18 protein-coding genes and 1 pseudogene are annotated in these 21,195 nt (G+C 47.3%); 5 read left to right on the top strand and 14 right to left on the bottom strand.

Going from position 1 to position 21,195, the window contains the following annotated elements:
• Positions 1-3: 3 nt before the first annotated feature.
• From KJS52_RS01675 to KJS52_RS01660, 4 genes and pseudogenes are all read right to left on the bottom strand, one after another.
• Complete coding sequence (locus KJS52_RS01675; protein ID WP_213513761.1) at positions 4-798, bottom strand: SDR family NAD(P)-dependent oxidoreductase; 795 nt, start codon at positions 796-798, stop codon at positions 4-6.
• A gap of 130 nt (positions 799-928) precedes the next feature.
• The gene (locus tag KJS52_RS01670) at positions 929-1,924 is read right to left on the bottom strand and encodes an AraC family transcriptional regulator (protein WP_213512903.1); all 996 of its coding nucleotides are present in this window, start codon (positions 1,922-1,924) and stop codon (positions 929-931) included.
• Between the two features lie 145 nt (positions 1,925-2,069).
• Positions 2,070-2,150: pseudogene (locus KJS52_RS01665) on the bottom strand (acetyltransferase); the annotation flags it as partial.
• Between the two features lie 138 nt (positions 2,151-2,288).
• Positions 2,289-4,769 carry an ATP-binding cassette domain-containing protein gene (locus KJS52_RS01660; protein ID WP_246563035.1) on the bottom strand — a complete coding sequence of 827 codons (2,481 nt, stop codon included), beginning with the start codon at positions 4,767-4,769 and terminating at the stop codon, positions 2,289-2,291.
• 176 nt (positions 4,770-4,945) lie between these two features.
• On the opposite strand from KJS52_RS01660, the gene KJS52_RS01655 reads away from it, so the two are divergent.
• Positions 4,946-5,665, top strand: coding sequence for a MerR family transcriptional regulator (locus tag KJS52_RS01655; RefSeq protein ID WP_213512901.1), 720 nt, complete (start codon positions 4,946-4,948; stop codon positions 5,663-5,665).
• A 259-nt stretch (positions 5,666-5,924) separates the two neighbouring features.
• Here KJS52_RS01655 and KJS52_RS01650 read toward each other — a convergent pair whose 3' ends face one another.
• A complete protein-coding gene (locus KJS52_RS01650; protein WP_213512900.1) occupies positions 5,925-7,022 on the bottom strand; it encodes a PQQ-dependent sugar dehydrogenase in 1,098 nt (365 codons plus the stop codon).
• A 208-nt stretch (positions 7,023-7,230) separates the two neighbouring features.
• On the opposite strand from KJS52_RS01650, the gene KJS52_RS01645 reads away from it, so the two are divergent.
• Entirely contained in the window at positions 7,231-7,800 is a 570-nt protein-coding gene (locus KJS52_RS01645; RefSeq protein WP_213512899.1) for a hypothetical protein, read from the top strand.
• Here KJS52_RS01645 and KJS52_RS01640 read toward each other — a convergent pair.
• From KJS52_RS01640 to KJS52_RS01625, 4 genes are all read right to left on the bottom strand, one after another.
• Positions 7,781-8,512, bottom strand: a complete 732-nt coding sequence (locus KJS52_RS01640) for a ZIP family metal transporter (protein WP_213512898.1) — start codon at positions 8,510-8,512, stop codon at positions 7,781-7,783. The genes KJS52_RS01645 and KJS52_RS01640 overlap by 20 nt on opposite strands.
• A gap of 425 nt (positions 8,513-8,937) precedes the next feature.
• On the bottom strand, positions 8,938-10,128 hold the full coding sequence (locus KJS52_RS01635; protein WP_213512897.1) for a GTP-binding protein: 1,191 nt from the start codon (positions 10,126-10,128) through the stop codon (positions 8,938-8,940).
• A 140-nt stretch (positions 10,129-10,268) separates the two neighbouring features.
• A complete protein-coding gene (gene hisA / locus KJS52_RS01630; protein ID WP_213512896.1) occupies positions 10,269-11,018 on the bottom strand; it encodes a phosphoribosylformimino-5-aminoimidazole carboxamide ribotide isomerase in 750 nt (249 codons plus the stop codon).
• A 107-nt stretch (positions 11,019-11,125) separates the two neighbouring features.
• Positions 11,126-12,646: an MDR family MFS transporter gene (locus tag KJS52_RS01625; RefSeq protein ID WP_281425555.1), complete on the bottom strand. Its 1,521-nt coding sequence runs from the start codon at positions 12,644-12,646 to the stop codon at positions 11,126-11,128.
• A 13-nt stretch (positions 12,647-12,659) separates the two neighbouring features.
• Between KJS52_RS01625 and KJS52_RS01620 the strand changes: the two genes are divergently transcribed.
• Positions 12,660-13,292, top strand: coding sequence for a DedA family protein (locus KJS52_RS01620; RefSeq protein WP_213512894.1), 633 nt, complete (start codon positions 12,660-12,662; stop codon positions 13,290-13,292).
• A gap of 125 nt (positions 13,293-13,417) precedes the next feature.
• Here the strand turns inward: KJS52_RS01620 and KJS52_RS01615 are convergent, their stop codons facing one another.
• Positions 13,418-13,684 (bottom strand): hypothetical protein, encoded by a 267-nt coding sequence (locus KJS52_RS01615; RefSeq protein ID WP_213512893.1) that lies wholly within the window; start codon positions 13,682-13,684, stop codon positions 13,418-13,420.
• A gap of 161 nt (positions 13,685-13,845) precedes the next feature.
• Between KJS52_RS01615 and KJS52_RS01610 the strand changes: the two genes are divergently transcribed.
• Entirely contained in the window at positions 13,846-15,255 is a 1,410-nt protein-coding gene (locus tag KJS52_RS01610) for a hypothetical protein (RefSeq protein WP_213512892.1), read from the top strand.
• A gap of 4 nt (positions 15,256-15,259) precedes the next feature.
• Here KJS52_RS01610 and KJS52_RS01605 read toward each other — a convergent pair whose 3' ends face one another.
• Positions 15,260-15,916, bottom strand: a complete 657-nt coding sequence (locus tag KJS52_RS01605; protein WP_213512891.1) for a hypothetical protein — start codon at positions 15,914-15,916, stop codon at positions 15,260-15,262.
• A 68-nt stretch (positions 15,917-15,984) separates the two neighbouring features.
• Positions 15,985-18,180, bottom strand: coding sequence for an MMPL family transporter (locus KJS52_RS01600; protein ID WP_213512890.1), 2,196 nt, complete (start codon positions 18,178-18,180; stop codon positions 15,985-15,987).
• Positions 18,181-18,309: 129 nt separating this feature from the next.
• On the opposite strand from KJS52_RS01600, the gene KJS52_RS01595 reads away from it, so the two are divergent.
• The gene (locus KJS52_RS01595) at positions 18,310-18,933 is read left to right on the top strand and encodes a TetR/AcrR family transcriptional regulator (protein ID WP_213512889.1); all 624 of its coding nucleotides are present in this window, start codon (positions 18,310-18,312) and stop codon (positions 18,931-18,933) included.
• A gap of 53 nt (positions 18,934-18,986) precedes the next feature.
• On the opposite strand, the gene KJS52_RS01590 is transcribed toward KJS52_RS01595, so the two are convergent.
• Complete coding sequence (locus KJS52_RS01590) at positions 18,987-19,769, bottom strand: undecaprenyl-diphosphate phosphatase (RefSeq protein ID WP_213512888.1); 783 nt, start codon at positions 19,767-19,769, stop codon at positions 18,987-18,989.
• Positions 19,770-19,838: 69 nt separating this feature from the next.
• Complete coding sequence (locus KJS52_RS01585) at positions 19,839-21,158, bottom strand: hemolysin family protein (protein WP_213512887.1); 1,320 nt, start codon at positions 21,156-21,158, stop codon at positions 19,839-19,841.
• Positions 21,159-21,195 lie beyond the last annotated feature (37 nt).

Here is a 21,195-nt window from a genome sequence, read left to right as displayed (position 1 = left end):
ACACTAAAATATTGTGGGAATCATCCCTCCGTCCATACGAATCGGCGAGCCTCTAAACGCAGCGGCATATGGACTACTTACAAATGCAGCCAGTCTTCCGATCTCAGCAGGCCTAATAAATCGCTGAATTTCGGATTGAGGCAAATTTGTATCCATAAAGAGCTTCTCTTTTTGCGCAAATGTTAATGTCTCATCCTGGTATACACTGTCAATAATTTGATGCACATTCTCGGAAAGTGTAGGTCCTGGCATGATCGTATTTACGGTTATTTCTGTACCAGCAGTTAACTTCGATAAGCTCTTTGCTAAAGACAATAGCATCGTTTTAGTCATGCAATACTGCGGCATCTGTCCTGATGGCATCAATGCTTCTTCGCTCGCTATAAAAAGAATGCGGCCAAAGCCGCTTTCCAGCATCTTAGGCATATAAAATTTACACAATCCATTGGCGGCAAGCACATTGGTGCGGAAATAGGTTTCCCATATCTCATCGTCGATATCTTCGTATTGCATAATTTCATAAATTCCTATATTGTTTATTAAAATATCTATACTAGGAAATTTTTCAAACAAAGCTTCCCTTTGTTGAAGATTTACAAGATCTGCCGCAGCATTTTGCGGATTAGTTTCAGGAAATTTGGACTTGATTTCCTCAACCGTTCGTTCTACTTCCTCTTTGCTTCGCCCATTAACGAGTACATGAACCCCTTCTCTCGCCAATTCAAGTGCGATGGCTTTGCCAATCCCTTTCGTCGATCCTGTAACTAGTGCTGTTTTATTGCGTAATCCCATATCCATTATCCATATCTCCTTAACATTGTAATTTTCGTAACGGGTTATGGTTATAGTACAGGATTGAGCGAGTTCATAAACTAGCACATAACGCCAACCTTCATGCTTCACGCGCCATATGTTTAATGATCTCATGTTATATCATATGTTCAGCACGCCATGTTAACGGAGTCTCGCCTTCCCATTGGCGAAAGGCGCGATAGAACGAGTTCTGGTCCCTATAGCCTAATAAATAGGCTACTTCTTTTATAGGAAGTGAAGGATTTGTCAAATATGCTCGAGCCTGCTCCTGCTTCCCTTCAGTCATCAGCTGCTTAAAGCTTGTATTTTCGTCGGCAAGGCGCCGCTGCAAGGAACGCTCACTCATTCCAAGCTCCTTCGCAATAACATGAATGCTTGCCTTCCCTTCGGCGAGGCTCTGTTTTACTAGCTGTTTAACCGTTTCGGCGAAGGAGCTGCTGCTTAGTTGTTCCTCCAAAGTCTTATCCAGAACAGGAGTCAGAATTTCCATCAATTCTTCGTTATTTGAAACAAAGATGCGATCCAAATCTCTTCGATGCAGCACCATCCGATTCGTGGAACTACTCGTCCGAACACGGCAACCGAAATATTCTTCCAGCACCTGTACATCTCCCATGGATTGAGTAAACTCAATGGAACGAGCCGACAATGGTCTCCCTGTTCCTCGACGTCCAAGCTCAAGAAGAAATGCCAGCGTGATGCCGGTCAAAATCGCCGGACCAACTTGCTCTGGCTGACCCCACCCCAAATCAATGGTGCACAGCTCGCCTTCTTCTGCTATTCGCATCGAAGCGGGAGGACACATTTGCTTATAACGAGCCATGAAGCTTAGCGCTTCCCGGTAGCTGCCTGCATGGTAGGTCGCCAGGACAGGCGGCGGGAATTTCGCGGTTTCAAAGGCCGACGCAAGGCTCACGATGCCTTTAGCTATGTCGCCAACCAGATCAGAATATGCCTGCCAAATTGCAAAATATTGGGCAACCGTAACTGCTTGTTGTGTCATAAGCGTGTTAGGAAGCCGACCTTTTCGAATGATATCTTGAGCATCTATCCCCAAATGACCTAAACTAGTCCAAAAACCAGCCGGGAACGGAATAAGCGTGTTATACATTTCAACTGTGGCCTCCTTGTGTCAAATTTCTTATAGCTAGCTTCAAGCCACTTTCTCATTATAATGAACTTTGGGGTAATTGACCACCAAACGGTTTTCTATCGCTCCTTTTATCAGTATGTTGCCGATGATCAGCTTTGTTCCAATCATAATGATAAAGCACTTGATCCTCAAACGACTCGCCATTCAGCGCATCGTAATACGAATAATCACCAGCGATAATATTTTATCCATACAAAAAGCCTCCTTCCGAGTTAACAGACAGGAGGCAGCACAAAGATATAAGATAGACTGCTGCTTAGAGGCAGCAGCACCTCATGACAATCTATAAAAGCAGCACATTACTTGAATCACTTTTCCACATTTAGACACTATAGCTTTGCCGTAAATATTGCGCAGTCGAGGTTTGGCTGCCCGCCATCATCTCAGCCGGCGTTCCTTCAAACACGATTTGGCCGCCTTGGTTGCCTCCTTCAGGACCAAGATCAATAATCCAGTCCGCTGCTGCGATCACCTGTTGGTTGTGCTCGACGATGATCACGGTGTTGCCTTCATCGACAATGCGGTTGAGCAAGACGATAAAGTTGTCGACATCAACAGGATGCAGGCCAGTCGTTGGCTCATCCATCAAGTACAGGCTGCGTTTGCCCTTGTTGCTGATCAGCTCCTTGGCCAGCTTCAAGCGCTGTCCTTCCCCGCCAGACAAGGTCGTTAACGTTTGACCAAGCTGAACATAATCCAGCCCAACCTCGTGCAGCAGCTGTAAAATGCGTTGGATTTTACTGTGCTTGCAAAACACCTGCAGCGCATCCTCGACCGATAATTGCAGCACATCTCTAATCGACAAGTCTTCATATTTGACCGAAAGCACCTCTTCATTGAATTGATGCCCTTGGCAAACCGGACATTTCACCTCAATGTCCTTAAAGAACAGCATATTGCTCGTAACAAAGCCGAGCCCCTGACAGTTTTCACAGCGTCCGCCTGGTGTGTTGAAGGAAAAATGCTTAGCCGTGAGCCCCTTTTCCTTAGCTTCCCCCACCCCTGCAAACAGCTTTCTTATTTCGGTGTACACCTCAGAATAGGTCGCAACATTGGAGCGCTTCATTTTGCTAATCGCCGCTTGCTCGATTGTAATCTGCTGGTCGAATAGCTCTTTGCCCAGTACAACGTTCTCTTGCTGCCTGGAGCTTGATTGTGCGGCAGCCTCTGCCAGGACATCGAACACAAGTGTTGATTTTCCTGATCCCGACACGCCCGTAACCGCAATAAGGCTGTCAAGCGGAAAGCGCACATGGACATTTTGCAAATTATGAGCCGTTGCATGCTTGATTTCGAGATATTCGCCTGAGCCTTTGCGGTTGCTGCTCTTAGGAGAGTCATTTCGCTGCAAATACGCTCCTGTTACCGAGCCTTCCTGCTCCATAAGCTGCTGCAGCGTGCCCTCGCCAATAATTTGACCGCCATGCTTGCCTGAGCCCGGCCCAATATCGATAATATAGTCCGCCTGCTGCATTACATCCGGATCATGCTCAATGACGAGCACAGAGTTGCCTTTGTCTCTCAGCCTTTTTAGCTCCTCGATAATGCCCTGCGTATCCTTGGCATGCAGCCCAATCGTCGGTTCATCCAAAATATAAATGAGCCCTGTCAAATCCGAGTCGAGCGCTGCCGCCAGCTTAATGCGCTGCAGCTCGCCGCCAGATAGCGTAATCGTTGCACGATCGAGCGAAAGATAGCCCAAGCCGACATTGAGCAAGCGCTGCACCTTCGTTTTAATATCGAGTAAATACACCTGCACCAGCTCATCGCTGTCGGCGCTCAAGCTTTGCTCAAGCGCTACAATCCATTCCAGCAGCTGCTCCAGCGATTTGACCGTAAGTTCAGGCAGTCGCACATCTGCAACCGTTGCATGGCGGCTTAAATGTGCCAGTCGTTCGCCGTTGCAGTCCGGGCAAACCGCCGATTCAAAAAATACGCTTAGCCGATTGTCCTCTCCGCCTTTTTCAGACAGCCGCCTCCAAAGCGTTGTATAAATGCCTTCAAATTTGCCTCCGCTCACCGTTTTCGGCGGCGCAATGTCTGGGAAACGCTTTTTAACCTCGTCAGCGTCTACACCATAATACAGCAGTTCTTTTTGCGCTTCGCTATAGGCCGCTACTGGAGTTCCTGGAGCAACGGGAACGCCGTAATGCTCGAATGCGCTGTACAGTACAGCAATCTGGTAATCCTTGTAGGCGCCATGATCCCAGTAGTGAACGGCTCCATCCTCCAGCGACAATTGCTCCTGAATGATGGCCGGCTTGTTCAAGGTCATAACTTTACCGAGCCCTTCACATTTTGAGCATGCACCTTCCATCGTATTATAGGAAAAATGCGATCGCGTCAGCTTGTCCATTTTATAGCCGCAGGCGCTGCAAGCCATATATACTTTAAAATCGCCTTCTACCTTCTCGGTTTCCTCCTTGCAGGCAGCGGCTGAAATAAGGGTGTGGCAGCTTGGACAAGCTCTAACGGCCAGCTTTTCATAAACCATGCGCAAATCTGTGTAAATATTGGTGAGCGTGCCAACAGTGGAACGTGGATTTTTATTCGTTTGGTGCTGGGAGATCATAATAGCGGGGGACACATTCGTAATCGAGTCAATTTGCGGTTTTTGTATCCCCTGCAGCCCGATCGCCTCCAAATATTGCCGCTGACACTCCTGAAAAATAACATCGACAGCCAACGTAGACTTGCCCGAACCAGATAACCCGGTTAATACAACTAGCTGATCGCGCGGAATATCCAAACTAATGTTTTTCAAATTCCCTTCCTTCGCTCCTCTAACCTTAATACTAGACATACGCATTGCCTCCATTCGATTCAAAGTTTGTAGAAAGTGATTACGCAACTATCATATAACATTGATGCAATCTTTCGGATTGCAAAAATAATCGCTATGAATTACAATAAACTTCCCCTTCAAATGTTAACGTAGCAGTTTAAGGTTAAACTTTAAGGATTGGAGATGTAGGATTGATGAGCTCACTCTATACACCGAAGCAAATCGCCAGCATGCTTCTCGTTAGTACAACAACATTGCGAAAGTACGAAGAGCTGGATTTGATCCCTGATGTACCAAGAACGAAAAGCAATCGCAGAAGCTATACCTCCATCCATTTGCAGGCCTTCACTACGATTCGCGCATTATTGCAGGCATATAGCGTTAACGTTGCCTATGACATTATGAGAAAGGTGAAGCAAGGGCATAAGGATGAAGCGCTCTGGCTAATCAATAAGCAGCAGTACAACATACAGCTGGAGAAAATGAGAGTAGAAAGCATTGTCAGCATGCTGCAAGCGTCCGACTTCTCTTCATTAAAAGGGCGACAGCTAAAGGAACAGATGAGCATCGGCGAGGCGGCTGCCGCAGCCGGAGTTAATGCTTCTGCGATCAGGCACTGGGAAAAGGAAGGGTTAATTCAGTCTGAACGAAATCCAGACAATGGATATCGCGTATTCTCGCCGTATGAAATACGGAAAATTTTGATCATTAGCAGCTTGAGGAAAACCATTTATTTTATTGGTCAGATGAAGCAGCTCCTAAATGATCTCGACAACCAGCAGATCGAAAGCGTTGAAAAGTCCTTTCAGTCCGCATTTCAAAATATGCATAAAAAATTAAACGAACAGTATCAGGCTGCCGCGCAGCTGGTGGCCTACCTCAATGCATTAGAGCTTGAAGCAAGCGAGCAGTAGCTTGCTTGCTGGAGTGGTTGAATGAAACTGGATAACGTTAAATGATCAGACTCGATCCTTATGGCGCTCTGATGATTATTTATTAACTGTAAATAGCGTTATCCAGTTTCATGAATAGCTGCGCAATTATCATTAACAGTTCTTAATCAGTCTGTGTCAGCCTCCGCTTTTTACCATAATAAGCTTTTCACCAAAATTTGTTTACATAATTATTTTTATGTATGATTGGGCGTGAAATCCTTCACCCAACCTTCAAATTTTATTTTTCCTCTGAATTTAATTGTGAAAGCGATATTTTGTACAGCTTGTCATCGCCCTGCTGTGGCGTACCACGGCCATCGGTATTATTCGTAATCATATACATATCATCGCCGTCAATCCATATATCGCGCACTCTGCCCACATCTGTAATGACTTCATGGTAGCTGTTGGCAGCAAGATCAAACTCCAGCACTGCAGTGCCTCGTAACGCCGCGACATATAATTTATTCTCATACACATCCATGCCTGACGGCGCCCAGGTCGTCCCGTCACCAGAGGTGAATATTGGCGAAATCAAGCCCTCCTGCCGCTCCTTGCCTTCAATAATCGGCCAGCCATAGTTTTGCCCAGCCTCAATGAGATTGATTTCATCATTTGCGCGATTGCCATGCTCACTTGCATAGAGCTTGCCATCAGATGTCCAGGCCAAGCCTTGCGGGTTGCGATGCCCAGCGCTGTAAACGTAGGAGTCAGGCACGGGATTATCGTCAGGTATAGAACCATCAAGATTAAGGCGCAAAATTTTGCCGCCCAATGAGCCGGGCTCCTGCGCTATATCCGCAGCAGAAGCATCGCCTGCTGTTGCATACAGCTTCCCATCGGGTCCGATTTTTATTCTACCGCCATGGTGAAATGAACCACTTGGAATTTGATCGAGCAGCAATTGCTCCTCTCGCCAAAGGCCATCCTCCAATCGCATTGTTACGATGCGATTATATTGTCCTGATCCGTCTTCGTACGTATAGTAAGCATACGCGATGCCTGTTTCCGCAAAATCGGGAGCCAGTACAAAACCAAGCAAGCCAGCCTCTGAAGCTGTCGCCAGCTCCTTTTCCAGCTGTACCTGCTGTCGTTCCATCTCTCCGTCTTCGATTTTCACAATGCTGCCTCCCCTTTCAGTCACGTAAAAGGTTTGTTCCGCCTTTGCAATAGACCAGGGAGACGCAAGATTTTCTGCAATTACCTCTCGCAGCGTGTTTTCCTGCACATTAGTCGTTTCTGGCTGCTCTATAACCGGGTCTGTTTGTTGATTTTCGGAGCAGCCTGCGACTAACAACACGCTCACCAATCCGCATACGAGTAAAGCTTTTTTCACACTCCTTCACCTCCACCATTTCTAACCATTATTTTACCACGCTTCAAGCGCATATAAAAAACAGCTGGTTGAGACTCGCTCAACCAGCTGATCTATATCATCCTCATTGATTGGATTACCGCCAACATTTTAGCGAAAAGCTGGAAACTTATTTCCGTAAAATGCGTATACAAATCAAGCTGAAAACAATTTATAAGAGGTATGCTGTATGAAAAATGAAGCCCCAGCTTTAAAAATGCTAGAAAAGAAAAAAACAATGAGCCGATATGGCATCGGCTTTCTATTGGCCCTAAGCATAAGTATTATTATATTGTTTGCTTATATGCTGGACAATAGCAACGCAGCTCTGTATTATCAAGCGTTGCTCTATCTCACAGGCATTCTGTCGATCCCGATTATTTTATTAATGTTGTTACTTTATCCTCACGCAAAGGAACCTTTAATTTTTAATGAACAGACGATTAACGAAATGAATCAAACTCTATTTAAAAACTGCCTGTGCTATGGGAATGGCTTTCTCTTATACAAAAAATTTAAGATAAGTAAAATAAACTGCAGCCACATTAACAGCATCAGGTTTTATGAGAAAAAGGTCGGGGTACACACCATATACTACCTTATCTTTTGTTTGCCGCAAAAAGAAATTTCATTTTCATTCTCTAGCAATACCTTCATATTTGATGATCTTAATCGTCTAAAAAAGCTAGTTCAAACGATCCAGTACAATCATCCTCATATTATTGTAACGCAGCTCAGCTCTAGCCGAAGAAATAGCTAATGTAGATCATCACAAGCAGTCCAATAATAAAGGAATAGGTGGCTGGACGCTCAAAGCCGTGCCCATGCGTCTCAGGAATCAATTCCTTATATACGATAAACAGCATAGCGCCGGCGGCAAAGGCCAAGCCAAAGCCAATCAGCATCGAAATATAAGAAGCTGCAAAAAAGCCGATAACCGCCGACACAACCTCAACCAAACCAGTTACAGCAACAATCAACAGCGAACGCAGCTTGCTTACCTGGGACTGGATAAGAAAAACAGCCAGTATTAAGCCTTCAGGAATATTTTGCGCCCCGATCGCAATCGCGATCATCGGGCCCAGACCTTCATTGGCACTGGCATAGCTGAAGCCGGTGCTAAGACCTTCAGGAATGTTATGAATAAACAAGGCAATAATGACAAGTAGCGACTTTGTATCGAACTGTTTGATTCCTTTATAGCGCTCAACATCAATATGCGGCACATTTTTCTCAATCAAATCCAATACAAGAATGCCGATAAGCAAGCCAACCGTTAAAATCCAAAGCTTCGACTCCTCCAATGCCTGCGGAATCAAGCCAAAGGTAGTCGCACTAACCATAATCCCCGCCGTAAATGCGACGAGCACGTCCTTCCATTTCTCAGAAAGCTTCTTAACAAACAGCAGCGGCAAAGCTCCGAGAACCGTTGCCATAGCAGATATAAAACTTCCGATCATTGCACTTACCATATGTTAGCTCCTTCGTTCTGGTTTTCCCTGATGTTTCTATACTTGCATATAGCAGAGATTAAGCTGCGCAAGTACCTGCTTTCATAACTATGCCCAATGCCATAGCCAATATGTGCTGTGTGGCAGACGAATATATCGGTTTTGCAAGCTTTTCCAGTTTCGCACACCCTTATTCATTTTACTATGGTTCCTACCAATGACCAAGACTTAATTTTAGCTTACATGCACAATTGCCGAACATAAATATCGTATGAAGATTGCCTATTTCGTGTTACCAAATAAAAACTCAAGCGCTGCAAAGGAAATGAATGCTGACTGGCAGCGATCACCCTTCTACAAGAGCTTGAGTTTTTTTGAATATAGTTTACATAATTATTTTTATGGTATTCGGTTAATGTGATCGCTGCTAGGTTTCCTAGTCCAGTCTATGCCAGCTGTGTCGGATTCGGAAATGTATCATTAAACTGACTCCAGTCCAGCGACATCTCTTCATCAGTCAACAAGCATTCATCTAACTCGGCTGTAATCGCCTGCTTATCCATTTCAATGCCAATCAGAACGAGCTTGTTCAGCCTGTCTCCAAATTGCGGATGCCAGCCTTGCGCCAGCTCTGGCTCATCGTCGAGTATCCTTTTCTGGATAGCTTGCGGCAATGCTGCGACCCATTGCCCTGCTGGACCAAATGAAATTGACGGCCCCGCCTGGCTTAAGCTCTGCGCCATATCATTACGGGAAGCGAGCCAGACAATGCCTTTGGCTCGTACGATTTGCTCATGCCATTCGCCCATCCAGTTCATTAAGCGCTCTGGATGGAATGGCCGCTTGCGCTCAAAGACAAAGGAAGAGATGCCATACTCCTCAGTTTCTGGCGTATGCTCATTGTTCAATTCGTACAGCCAGCCCGCCGATTGGCTTGCCTCCTCAAAATTAAAGCGCCCGGTATTCAATATCTCCTGCGGAGCCACCTTGCCGTGCGAAGACCTAATGATTTTCGCTCTTGGCTGCAGCTTGGCGATAATGCCTTCAAGCTTATTCAGCTCTTCCTCTGAAACCAGGTCGCATTTATTCAATATGAGTACATCACAAAATTCAATTTGATCAATAAGCAGATCCACAACCTCACGCTCGTCCTGTTCATCGATCGCCTGCTTGCGATCCAGCAGCGATTCGCCCGAGGAGAAATTATGCCAGAAAGAATAAGCATCAACTACAGTAACCATCGTATCAAGACGGCAAAGCTGAGACAGATCAATGCCTAAATCCTCATCCACATAAGTAAAGGTTTGCGCCACAGGAATAGGCTCGCCTATGCCAGTTGACTCGATCAATATGTAATCGAGCTCATAATCACTCGCCAGCCGCTGCACCTCCTGCAGCAAATCCTCACGCAGCGTGCAGCATATGCAGCCATTAGACATTTCGACCAGCTTCTCTTCAGTGCGCGACAATCCGCCTCCCTGCTTAATAATTCCACCGTCAATATTAACCTCACTCAAATCATTAACAATAACAGCAACCTTTAACCCTTCGCGATTATGCAGCACATGGTTTAAAATCGTCGTTTTGCCTGCTCCTAAATATCCACTCAATACCGTAACGGGAATGCGTTTGTTCATAGCTCTCTCCTTAATCGTAATTATTACTTTTTAATAATTGTAATTGTTACGATTAATATCGTCAAGCTTTTTAAATATAAAAAGCCGCAAGCAAGAAAAGTCGCCCTTTCCTGCCTGCAGCCTTATCTATTGGAACTAGCTTACGCCTTGCGAAATGCTTCCAGCACCATTTCATAGTCAAGCGCGCCGCCAAATATTGAAAGCGCACTGCCGATTGTCAGGCCGAGCTTGCCGCCGCTTAGCTGGCGGAACAGTTCTATGTCGTCCAGGGAGCGAGCGCCGCCTGCATAGGTTGTCGGGATCGACGTCCACTCCGCCAAATCCCGTACCAAATCCTGCTGAATGCCGGACTGCTTCCCTTCTACATCAACTGCGTGCACCAGCAGCTCATCGCAATACTGCTCCAGCTCCGCAATGTTCGCAGCATTCACTTCAAAATCGCTGAACTGCTTCCATTGGTTCGTTACGACGTACCAGCGGCCGTCACGCGATTTGCAGCTTAAATCAATGACCAGCCGCTGCTTGCCAACCTGCTCGACGATCGCATGCAAATTGTCCCAGTTCAATTTGCCATCCTTAAATATATAGGAGGTGACGATCACATGCGAGGCGCCTTCATCAAGATACTGCTGGGCGTTTTGCGCATGAATGCCTCCGCCAACCTGCAGACCGCCTGGATAAGCGCTTAGCGCTCGCTTGGCTGCCTCCTCGTTGTTCGGTCCCAGCATGATGACATGACCGCCGCGCAGCCCGTCACGCTTGAACAGCTCGGCATAATAGGTTGAATCATGCTGCGAGACAAAATTTTCAACCAGCTCTGTGTTTAACGTTTCCCCAACAATTTGCTTCACTTTTCCATCATGCAAATCAATACAAGGTCTGAACTCCACCGAACATTCTCCTATCCATCAACATTTATTCACTTCTTGCAATTTACTCCAGCCTCTATCTCACATCATACCTGCGGCAAGTCGATCGTTCAACCGACTATGCTCGATTATTTTTGCTTGGCCGCAATCGCTGCCTTGCCGTCAAAGACTGAGCTGTACTCGCCCTTCTCGGTCCAGGCAATCCACACCATATAAATGCTTAAAAGTATCGAAAGCACCCCAATCATCATAAATATGGTGTGCAAGCTTTCATGCAGATGCAATGAATACTGCGTATTTTCCGTATCGCTGTAAAGGAATAAGCCGAAAATAACGAGCCCGACCGCTTGTCCCAATGTACGGAATAGCTGCACTGCCGACATGCTGGCACCGCGAATTTTTTGCGAGGCAACCATAGTCGACAGGATCATTAATGCCGTTAACAATATTCCAAATGAAAAGCCGGAGCAAGCAATATACAGCATCACAAGCACATAGGAGGTGCTCATTGAAATGCTCGCCATTCCGATACTGCCTGCGCACAAAAAGATACAGCCGAGCACAATCATTCGCTTAATGCCCAGCTTAACCGTCACATTTCCCGCTACAATAGAGCCGATCGGCCATAAAATCGACAGCGGAATCATAATACTGCCCGACATCGTCGCTGAGGCATGGTTAACATGCTGCATCCACAATGGAATATAAAAAATAATGGCTACATTAATAATACTGACGACAAGACCGCTTATTAAAATAAATAGAAACTGGCGGCTGCGGAAAATTTCCATCGGCATAAACGCTTCCTGCTTTCTATTCTCCACATTGCGGAACAGAACGAGCAGTCCCGCTCCCACCACCATCACCACTAAATAAAGAATTCGAATCGGCATGCTCGCTTCACTTTCGGCAAATTGATTAAGCCCGAACAGCAGCAGCAAAATACCGCTGGAAAACGTAAATATGCCCGCGTAATCGATCGTCGTTTGCTTGCGCTCCGCCTGACCAGGCAAAAATTTGTACAATAGCGCCAAGGCGACAAAGGCAAACGGAACATTCAAATAAAAAACCGAGCGCCAGGACACATAGTCTACAAGCATCCCGCCGACCAACGGACCGAGAATACCCGCTACTCCCCAAATGCTCGACAGCCAGCCTTGAATTTTCGAGCGCTGCTCAAGCTCGTATAAATCCGTTATAATAATCATCGGCAAGGTCATCAGCGAGGCTGCGCCCAAGCCTTGAATGGCGCGGAAGAAAATGAGCGAATACATGCTCCATGCTATGCCGGACAGCGCCGAACCTAGCAAAAAGATAATCGTGCCCAGCATGATTAGCCGCTTTCTGCCATATATATCAGACAGCTTGCCAAATAGCGGTGTGGCTACGACCATCGCGAGCAAATAAATCGTATTTACCCAGCTGTATAAATGCGCGCCCTTCAGCTCTGATGTAATAATCGGCATCGCCGTGGAAACGATCGTTCCTTCTATGGCTGCGAGAAACGTCGCCAAATATAAGGCAATGACAACATTTCTTTTTGGATCTTTAAACAATGACGACACCCTTTCTTCACGATTGAAACCTTTTCTATCGTTTTTTCGTATAATAGCTAGAGTCTGCCAAAAACAGGATACATATTTTAAAATTAGGAGAATGTACGTGGGCTACGATTTGCTTTTGGAAATTATTGAATATATCGGTCCATTTGCTTTATTTTTAGTGCTGTGCCTTGGACTGATTGGTCTGCCGATTCCTAATGAAGCTGTTGCACTTACTGGCGGTGCACTGGCTGAAAACGACATTCTGCACGGATCATTCGCGTACATTATGCTCTCCTTGGGCATGTGCTCGGCGATGTCCTTTAACTACAGCTTAGGCAGATTTACAAGCAGCAAGCTTGGAAAGTGGTTTACAGACAAGCAAAAGCTGGGGGCAATTTACGATAAGTCGCAGCGGCTTGTCGAGAAGCATGGCATCTATGCAATCCCGATTAGCGTATTCTTTCCATTTTTGCGCCATGCCACCCCTTATATTATGGGCGTAAATCGCTTGCGTTTTTTCCGCTTTGCGATGATTGGCTTCCCTGCAGCGATGGCTTGGTCGGCAATCTACTATTTAATCGGACATTATGTAGGCGACAACATTCCGGAAATTATAGCAGCGATCAGTCGCTATGAATCCATATTTTATATTATTCTTGTAGCTGCGGTGCTCATTCTGGCCTTCATCGTTTGGCGCAAGCTGCGCAGCAAGCGCTCAAATTCATCCGCTCTTGAACAGGACGGAAAATAAGCAGCCGTATCAATGCCAGCTTTGATACGGCTATTTTTATGCATATAAATAAGCTTGCGAGCGGCAAGCAAGCAGCCTGCCTCTTACCAGCCACCAGCCTTGCTAACATATGAGCTGCCCCCAGGCTATTTGTCCAGTGCAGCCATTCCTGCCTCAATCAATGACTCAAAAAGCTCGTCATTCTCCTCGATTTCATCCTCAACCTGAAGCAATTGCTCCTCGTTGCCAGAGCCCGCCAGGAAAAACAAGCCGTAGCCCCAATCCGCGCCCTTTTTGCTTTGCAATGCCATTTCGTAGGCCTGCTGATGTCCTTCTACTTCAAAGTGCACGCTGCCGACATAGCCATCCTGCTTGGTGTATGTCATTTGAGCATGTATGATCGTTACGTTCATGTTCCTTCCTCCCGTTATCCCATATCAGACATCATATGTAACATAGCATGTCTACTTTATGAATGCAAGCTGCAATCGTATTAACGCATAGCCGAGCGTCTGCATACACTATGCATACACCTAGCTTCCGGTGCAAACTATGCGAAAGAAGGTCGAAATCTATGGTCTTCGAATTAACCGCAATTCATTTTGTTTATTTGTTTTTCGTGATTGCTATTATTGCATTTATGATATTCCGCAAAGATACTACCTTGATCTGTATTGCCGCTATCGTCGCGCTTGGAGCGCTGGCAACGCTTACGATGCAGGGCTCGATCAGCGGTGTATTCAACAGCTTCATTTATGCGATCAAGGAGCTGCTTGGCACGATTCTCATTATTTCGATCATTGTGGCACTTAGCCGGATTTTAATGAAAACAGGCATTAATGAACTCATGATCAAGCCATTTACCCCGCTTATGAAAACTCCTGCGCTAGCCTTCTGGGGAATCGGCATTATAATGATGGTCGTTTCCTGGTTTTTCTGGCCTTCTCCTGCTGTCGCGCTTATTGGCGCCGTCCTGCTTCCGGTTGCAACACGAGTTGGTCTGCCAGCGCTCGGGGCTGCTGTCGCCATGAATTTGTTCGGGCATGGTATAGCGCTATCCAGCGATTATATTATTCAGGGCGCACCCAAGCTGACTGCTGATGCGGCAGGCATTCCAGTCCATGAGGTAATGCAGGCCAGCATCCCGCTTGTCATTACAATGGGATTGGTTACGACGATTAGCGCCTATTGGATGATGAAACGGGATATGCGCAGAGGGACTTGGCGTGACGGAATCGTAGAATCGACCTCCAGGCTGAGCTCAGAGCTTGATGATTCCAAGGATCATTTAAGCCAGACAGCGAAGCGCTGGCTAGCTATAATCGTACCCGTCTGCTTTGCGCTTGATGTTGCAGCCATGTTTATGCTTGATTTGCAGGGCGGAGATGCAACCGCGCTCGTTGGCGGAACGGCGATTTTGCTCATGGTTATCATTACAATGCTCTCGCACCGGGGAGAAGGCTTGGATAAAGCAACGGCCTATTTAATTGACGGCTTTCTATTCGGCTTTAAAGTGTTTGGACCCGTCATTCCGATAGCGGCCTTCTTCTATTTGGGAGATAGTGGATTTTTTGCGATGTTTGGCGAGAAGCTGCCCGAAGCATCAATGGGCATTGTCAATGACTTGGGCTTGGCGCTCGCACACTATGTCCCCGTTAATGAGACGGTGTCAGGCATTACCCTTGCCGTAGTTGGCGCCATTACGGGGCTGGACGGCTCGGGCTTTTCCGGCATATCGCTGGTCGGCTCAATTGCGCTGCTGTTTGGCAATGCGCTGGGCTCAGGCATAGCCACCTTAACCGCCTTGGGACAAATTGCCGGCATATGGGTGGGTGGCGGCACGATTATACCGTGGGCGCTCATCCCTGCCGCTGCGATTTGCGGCGTCAGCCCCTTCGAGCTGGCCCGCCGCAACATTAAGCCCGTGCTGCTTGGCTTAGCAGTAACGACCATTGTCGCTATTATTATCATTATGGTCTTTTAAACGCTTAACGTCTTCTGCGCATCAACAGCATGACGACAGCAGCAACGAGCAGCAAGCCACCAACAGCGGCGAACACAAGCAGCAGCTGTGATTTGCGAGTATCCAGCTGCTGCTGCAGCTCCTCTTCGGATACATTCAGCTTGATTTGCTCCGGACTGAGCGGGTCGCTCTCCTCTGGCGGCGAAGACAGCAGCTCGCCATTCATATGATCACGGTCAACAGCAAGCTCCTTGGGCTGGCCCAGCTCCTCGAAAATAGGCGAGTCATCGAACAGCTCGCTTGTCGCACTGCAGAGCGATACATGCAGCTCACCATCGTACGCATTGGCAAATACCGCGTATCGCTTGCCCGCTTCAAAATGATAGCCGCAGGATGCCGAATTCGAGGCGGTGACGACTTGCATCTCATGCTCTGCCTCCCCCTTCCATACGGCCGCAACGGATAAGGTAACATCAAGCTCCTGCTGATTTTTCTCCTTAACCGCGACAACCGTTGCATCCAGTACATGGCTGCTCGTTTCAAGCGCATCTGCATAGCCTTCAAACATCGCGCATGAGCAGGCATACGCTTTTTCAGAGCCAAATGCACCAAGCGCGCCAAGCCCGATTACTGTCAGAAGCGCAGCGATTAGCACAAGCGGCATGCTTTTATTATTTCTCAAACGGCAATCCCCCTTTCTAGTCTCTACCATTACAACGCGAAAAGGGGACGAAAGGTTCCAGACACCTGCTACATCTGCTTAAACGACTCCTGCTTTCGCTCTGCCTGCGTCTGTTGCTTGCTTGGCCAGAACGCCCATTTGCCGCAAACCTGTGTAATCGCAGGCACGAGGAATGGTCGCACAATAAATGTGTCGAGCAGCACGCCAATTCCGGTAATGACCCCAAACTGCACGAGGATGGTAAGCGGCATTTGGCAGAGAACAAAGAAGGTTCCTGCAAGAATAAGTCCTGCACTGCTAATGACCTCGCCGGTTTGCCCTACTCCTTCCTTGATCGCCTGCTTCAACGGCATCGTTTTCGCTTTTTTCCAAATGCTTGAGATCATAAAAATATTATAGTCCTCGCCAAGCGCAATCAGGAATACGAAGGCATACAGAGGAATCGCAGCCTGAATCGCGTCATAGCCCAACAAGTTATGCAGAATGATCCAGCCCAGCCCCAGTGAAGCAGCAAAGGATAGAAGCACCGTGACAACGAGGTAGAACGTTGCAATAATCGAGCGCAAATAAGCGAGCAGCAGCAATACGATAAGCGCTATGACGACCGGCATAATGACCATGTTGTCTCGCGTCTGCACCTGCTGCGCATCGTATTGCTGAGCAGTTTGGCCTGCGATCCAGTAATTGCCCGCTCCAGCCTCCTGCTCTAATTGCTTATCCAGCACAGCGATAACGTCCATCGCTTCATTCGAGTAAGGATCAATGTTCAATATTAGCTCAAAGCTGCTGTAACGAGCATCCACCTCGCTTGCAGTAATATCCGAGGCATGATGAATCAGCTCATGCTCGCTTAGCATCTCTCTTATAGTAGCTGCATCGGCTGTAGTTGCCACCGTAATAGGCGCCAGCTCGCCCTCGCTGAATTTCTCGCCAATGATCGCAAAGCCTTGACGCGATTCCAGGTCATCCGGGAACGATGACAGCAAATCGTACTTGTACTCGGTCTGCAGCGCCGCCAAGCCTAAAGCGAATAAAATAACGATGCTGCTTACGATAACGGTCCATGGCTTCTCCGTTACAAATGCGCCAATTCTTTTCCAGCGGCGATGCTGCTCCTTGCGCGGCTGCACAGGCTTGCTGCGCTTGGCAGCACGCTCCTGCTCCATCTCGTCAGTGCGCGGCACAAATGGATAGAAGGAAGCGCGCCCGAAAATAGCAAGGATAGCTGGCACAAGCGTCAGGCTGGCCAAGCCCATAATGAGAATAGACAATGAAAATGGTATCGCAAAGCGATGACTTGAGCCATATTGCGCAAGCAGCAACACCAGCAGTGCAATTACAACAGTGAAGCCGCTCATCGCAATTGCTCCGGATGCGCCTTTAAAGGCTTGCATAAGCGCGGCTGTTGTGCTCCGCTCGTGCATCAGCTCATCGCGATAGCGAGTAATAAGGAACAGGCAATAATCGGTTCCCGCTCCGAATAGCAGCACGGTCATAATACTGATCGACTGGGAATCAATCGCAATCATGCCCTGGCTGGCCATCCAGCCAAGAATCGGGCTCGTGACCAAATAAGCGAAGCCCACACCGATTAATGGTATAATAGCTAACAGCGGTGAGCGATAAATGAAAAGCAGCAGTACGAGCACAAGCAGCACAGTCGCAATAAGCAGCGCGATGTCCGCATCCAAAAACAAATCCGCTGCGTCCACCGAGATGCCAACCGGCCCTGTAAAGCGAGCAATGAGCCCTTGATCGACTTGAGCGGCAAAAACATCTGTCTGCGCCAGCTCATTTACATTTTGCTTGATGGCGAGCAGATTTTCCTTCAATATTTCCGTCTCTGTTTCCTGGGTAAAGCTGATCGGCAGAATGAGCGTGCTGCCATCCTCTGAGGTCATTGCCTGCAAGGCAGCTGGTGGCAGCATATGCAAAGGAAGGATTGCTTCCAGCGCTGGCAGCGGCTCATTGGTCAACTGCTCAGCCAAGCTTTGCATCACTCGGAAATCGTCCTCCTCAAGTCCGCCCTCTCGCTGCCAGACAAGCAGCGCGGGAACGCCCGAGGAGTTCGGGAAATACTGCTCAAGCACAGCAGCGGCAGCGATCGACTGTGCGGAATCAGCAAGATTGTCGGCGTTATTTTGTACCTTGTCGCTTGCAGCTGGTAATGTTAAGGTTAATAGAACAGCAGCAGCGATCCAGACAGCAAGCGTGACCCACCTGCTTATTTTGCCAGTAAAGCAGGCAGCTATTTTTTGAAGCATGAATACTCCTCCATTTGCAATAATATTTTTATATACCATTCAGTTAATTAATTATATGTATGCAGTGTTGGAATAATCAATCTTTAAATCAAGCAAATAGATGAAATTTATGTGAAAGGACAGCTCGTTATGAACAGTCAACAGCCCGCGAAGCGAAAACCAGGCAGACCAAAGCTGCAGCATTCTGAGACGAAGGAGAATATATTGCGCACAGCCGCTTTTCTATTTATGGAAATCGGCTATGATAGCGTATCGCTTGAGCTGGCAGCCAAGCGCTGCGGTGTGACGAAGGCCAGCGTCTATTATTACTATAGCAATAAAGCGACATTGTTTACGGAATGCCTGAGCTATGTGCTCGATATCGCCTATCAATCGACAAAAACGATTTTGCAGGAGCCGCTGCCATTAAAGGCTCAGCTCAAAAAAATCGCATTTAAGCAAATGAGCAACGCTCATCTCGATTTTGAGTCGTTAATGCGTGACGCCTCCAAGGAGCTGAGTGAGCAGCAAAGCAAGCAAATCCGCGATGCCGAAGCAAGGCTGCAGGAGGTGCTGACTGATGCCTTTCAGCAAGCGATCGAGCGCGGCGAAGTATCTGCAGCTCATCGTCCGCTAATTTTGGCACATCTTTTTATCTCATTATTGACGATGAAAAACCATCTGAATTTGCAAACTATGCCGCTTGAGGAAATCGTCGAGCAGGCGATCGAGCTATTTTGGCAGGGTGCCAGGCATTCAGCCGCTAAAGATTAAAAAAACAGCAGCTTGAATTAATCAAGCTGCTGCCTTCATTTTAATCGACATTATTAAAATAAAATAAAGAAAAAGACTGCCGCAAGCGCAAAGCGATAATAAGCGAACCAGGAAAGCTTCAGTTTTTTCATCAGGTTAACGAAGGTAACGACTGCGAGCATGCCGACGACAAAGGAAGCGCACAAGCCGATAAGGAATAGCGGCAAATCCGAGCCTGTCAGCCCAGCTCGATTTTCGATAAGATCCAGCAGGCTGGCAGCTCCCATAATCGGCACCGATACGATAAAGGTGAATTCCGCAGCGGCCTTTTGGCTAGTTCCTGTCAGCATGCCGCCTGAAATCGTCGAGCCGGAGCGCGAGAAGCCAGGCCAGAGCGCTAAAATTTGAAAGCAGCCGATATAAAAGGCCTGCTTGTACGATATGTCGTCAATCGTCTCCGCCGTAACCGTTCGCTTGCTGCGATCAGCAACGATCATTAAAATCGCGCCAAGCACAAGTCCAATCAGCACCGTCTGCGGACCAAACAAATACTGCTTAATAAAGGAATGAGCAAGCAATCCAACTACACTTGCCGGCATCATCGCCAGCAATATATGCAGGAAATTGACGCCATTGCCAAGCTTGAAGGTAAGTATTTTCGTAAACGTCTTAAAGTAAAGCACCAGCACAGCAAGCACGGCGCCGAATTGAATGACAACCTCAAAGGTTTTGGCTCGTTCCCCTTCAAAGCCTAATAAATGTGCCGTAAGAATAAGATGTCCTGTTGATGAAACCGGCAAAAACTCCGTTAATCCTTCAACGACCCCCATAATAATCGCAGAAATAATATCAAACACAACGGTCTCCCCCAACCTTTTCCAAAGTGAAAGCGACAAGCAGCAGATACCGCTTGTACCCTTTCTATTCTATGCATGACCCAGGCCAGACATATCCTCTTCATTCGATTCAACGATAATTTCAATACTGCGAATCCGATTTTCATCCCGTTCGCGAATAATAAAGGTTGCTGAATCGTATTGCCATTCCTTATCCTCCTGCAAATCCGGCTGCAGCTGATACAGCCAGCCGCCAATCGTATGAGTTTCTCCTCCTTCAAGCTCGAGCCCGGTCATATCATTGACATCCTCGATTAAAGCACGGCCCTCCACCAGAAAGCGCCACTCATTAATGCGATCGATTTCCATCTTTTCATCCGTATCGAATTCATCGCGAATTTCACCGACAATTTCCTCTAAAATATCCTCGATCGTAATAAGACCCGAAGTGCCGCCATATTCGTCAAGCAAGATAACCATATGGATTCGCTCTCTTTGCATAATCGTAAGCAGCTTGCGAATCGGGATTGTATCCGGCACTGACATGGCAGTCTGCATCATGCTGCGCACATCTCTTTCCTCCAGCTCATTGCTCATCGCATGGAACAAAAAGACCTTTGTATTCAGAATCCCGATAATATTGTCCTTATCGCCCTGTGCGACCGGGAAACGGGTGTAGCGCTCATTCATAATCGTTGCAATGTTTTCATCCTTCGTATTTTCCACATAAATGCATATCATATCGGTGCGCGGCACCATAATATCGCGTGCCAGCCTTGTATCAAACTCGAAAATGCGGCTCATAAAGTCAAATTCACTTTCGTTGATTTTGCCGCTTTCGTAGCTGTCGTTAAGGATAAGCTTGATTTCCTCCTCGCTGTGCGACTCAGATTCGCTGACATTGCGATAGCCCATTGCCCGCACAAGCGCATTGGCCGAGCCGTTAAGCAGCCAAATAAACGGGAATGCGATTTTATGAAACCATATAATCGGCGGTGAAAGCTTGAGCGCCACAGCTTCAGCCTTAACAATCGCAACTGTTTTAGGGGCGAGCTCGCCAAGCACGACATGCAAATAAGTGACAAATATAAAGGCAATCAAAAACGATACAAGATGACTAATTTCATTCGTTAAAGGTAGCAGCTCAATGACTGGCTGAAGCAGCTTGGCCACCGTTGGCTCGCCTAGCCAGCCGAGACCAAGCGCGGTGATTGTAATTCCAAGCTGGCAAGCCGACAGATAGCCGTCGAGATTGGTCGTTACAATTTTTAGCGCCTTGGCGTTCTTGACGCCTTCATCCTGCAATTGCTGCACGCGGCTTGGCCGCACGCGAATGATCGAAAACTCGGTCGCAACAAAAAATGCCGTCATGATGAGCAGCAGTATAAAGAGCAGAATATTCACGTACATATGAAGACCACCTCTTTTGTCAATATACCGACTTAGC

Origin of the sequence: Paenibacillus montaniterrae (genome assembly GCF_018403185.1) — a bacterium.
Lineage (GTDB): Bacteria > Bacillota > Bacilli > Paenibacillales > Paenibacillaceae > Pristimantibacillus > Pristimantibacillus montaniterrae.
The sequence above is the reverse complement of the archived record's forward strand: the minus strand, read 5'-3'. Positions and strand labels throughout refer to the sequence as shown.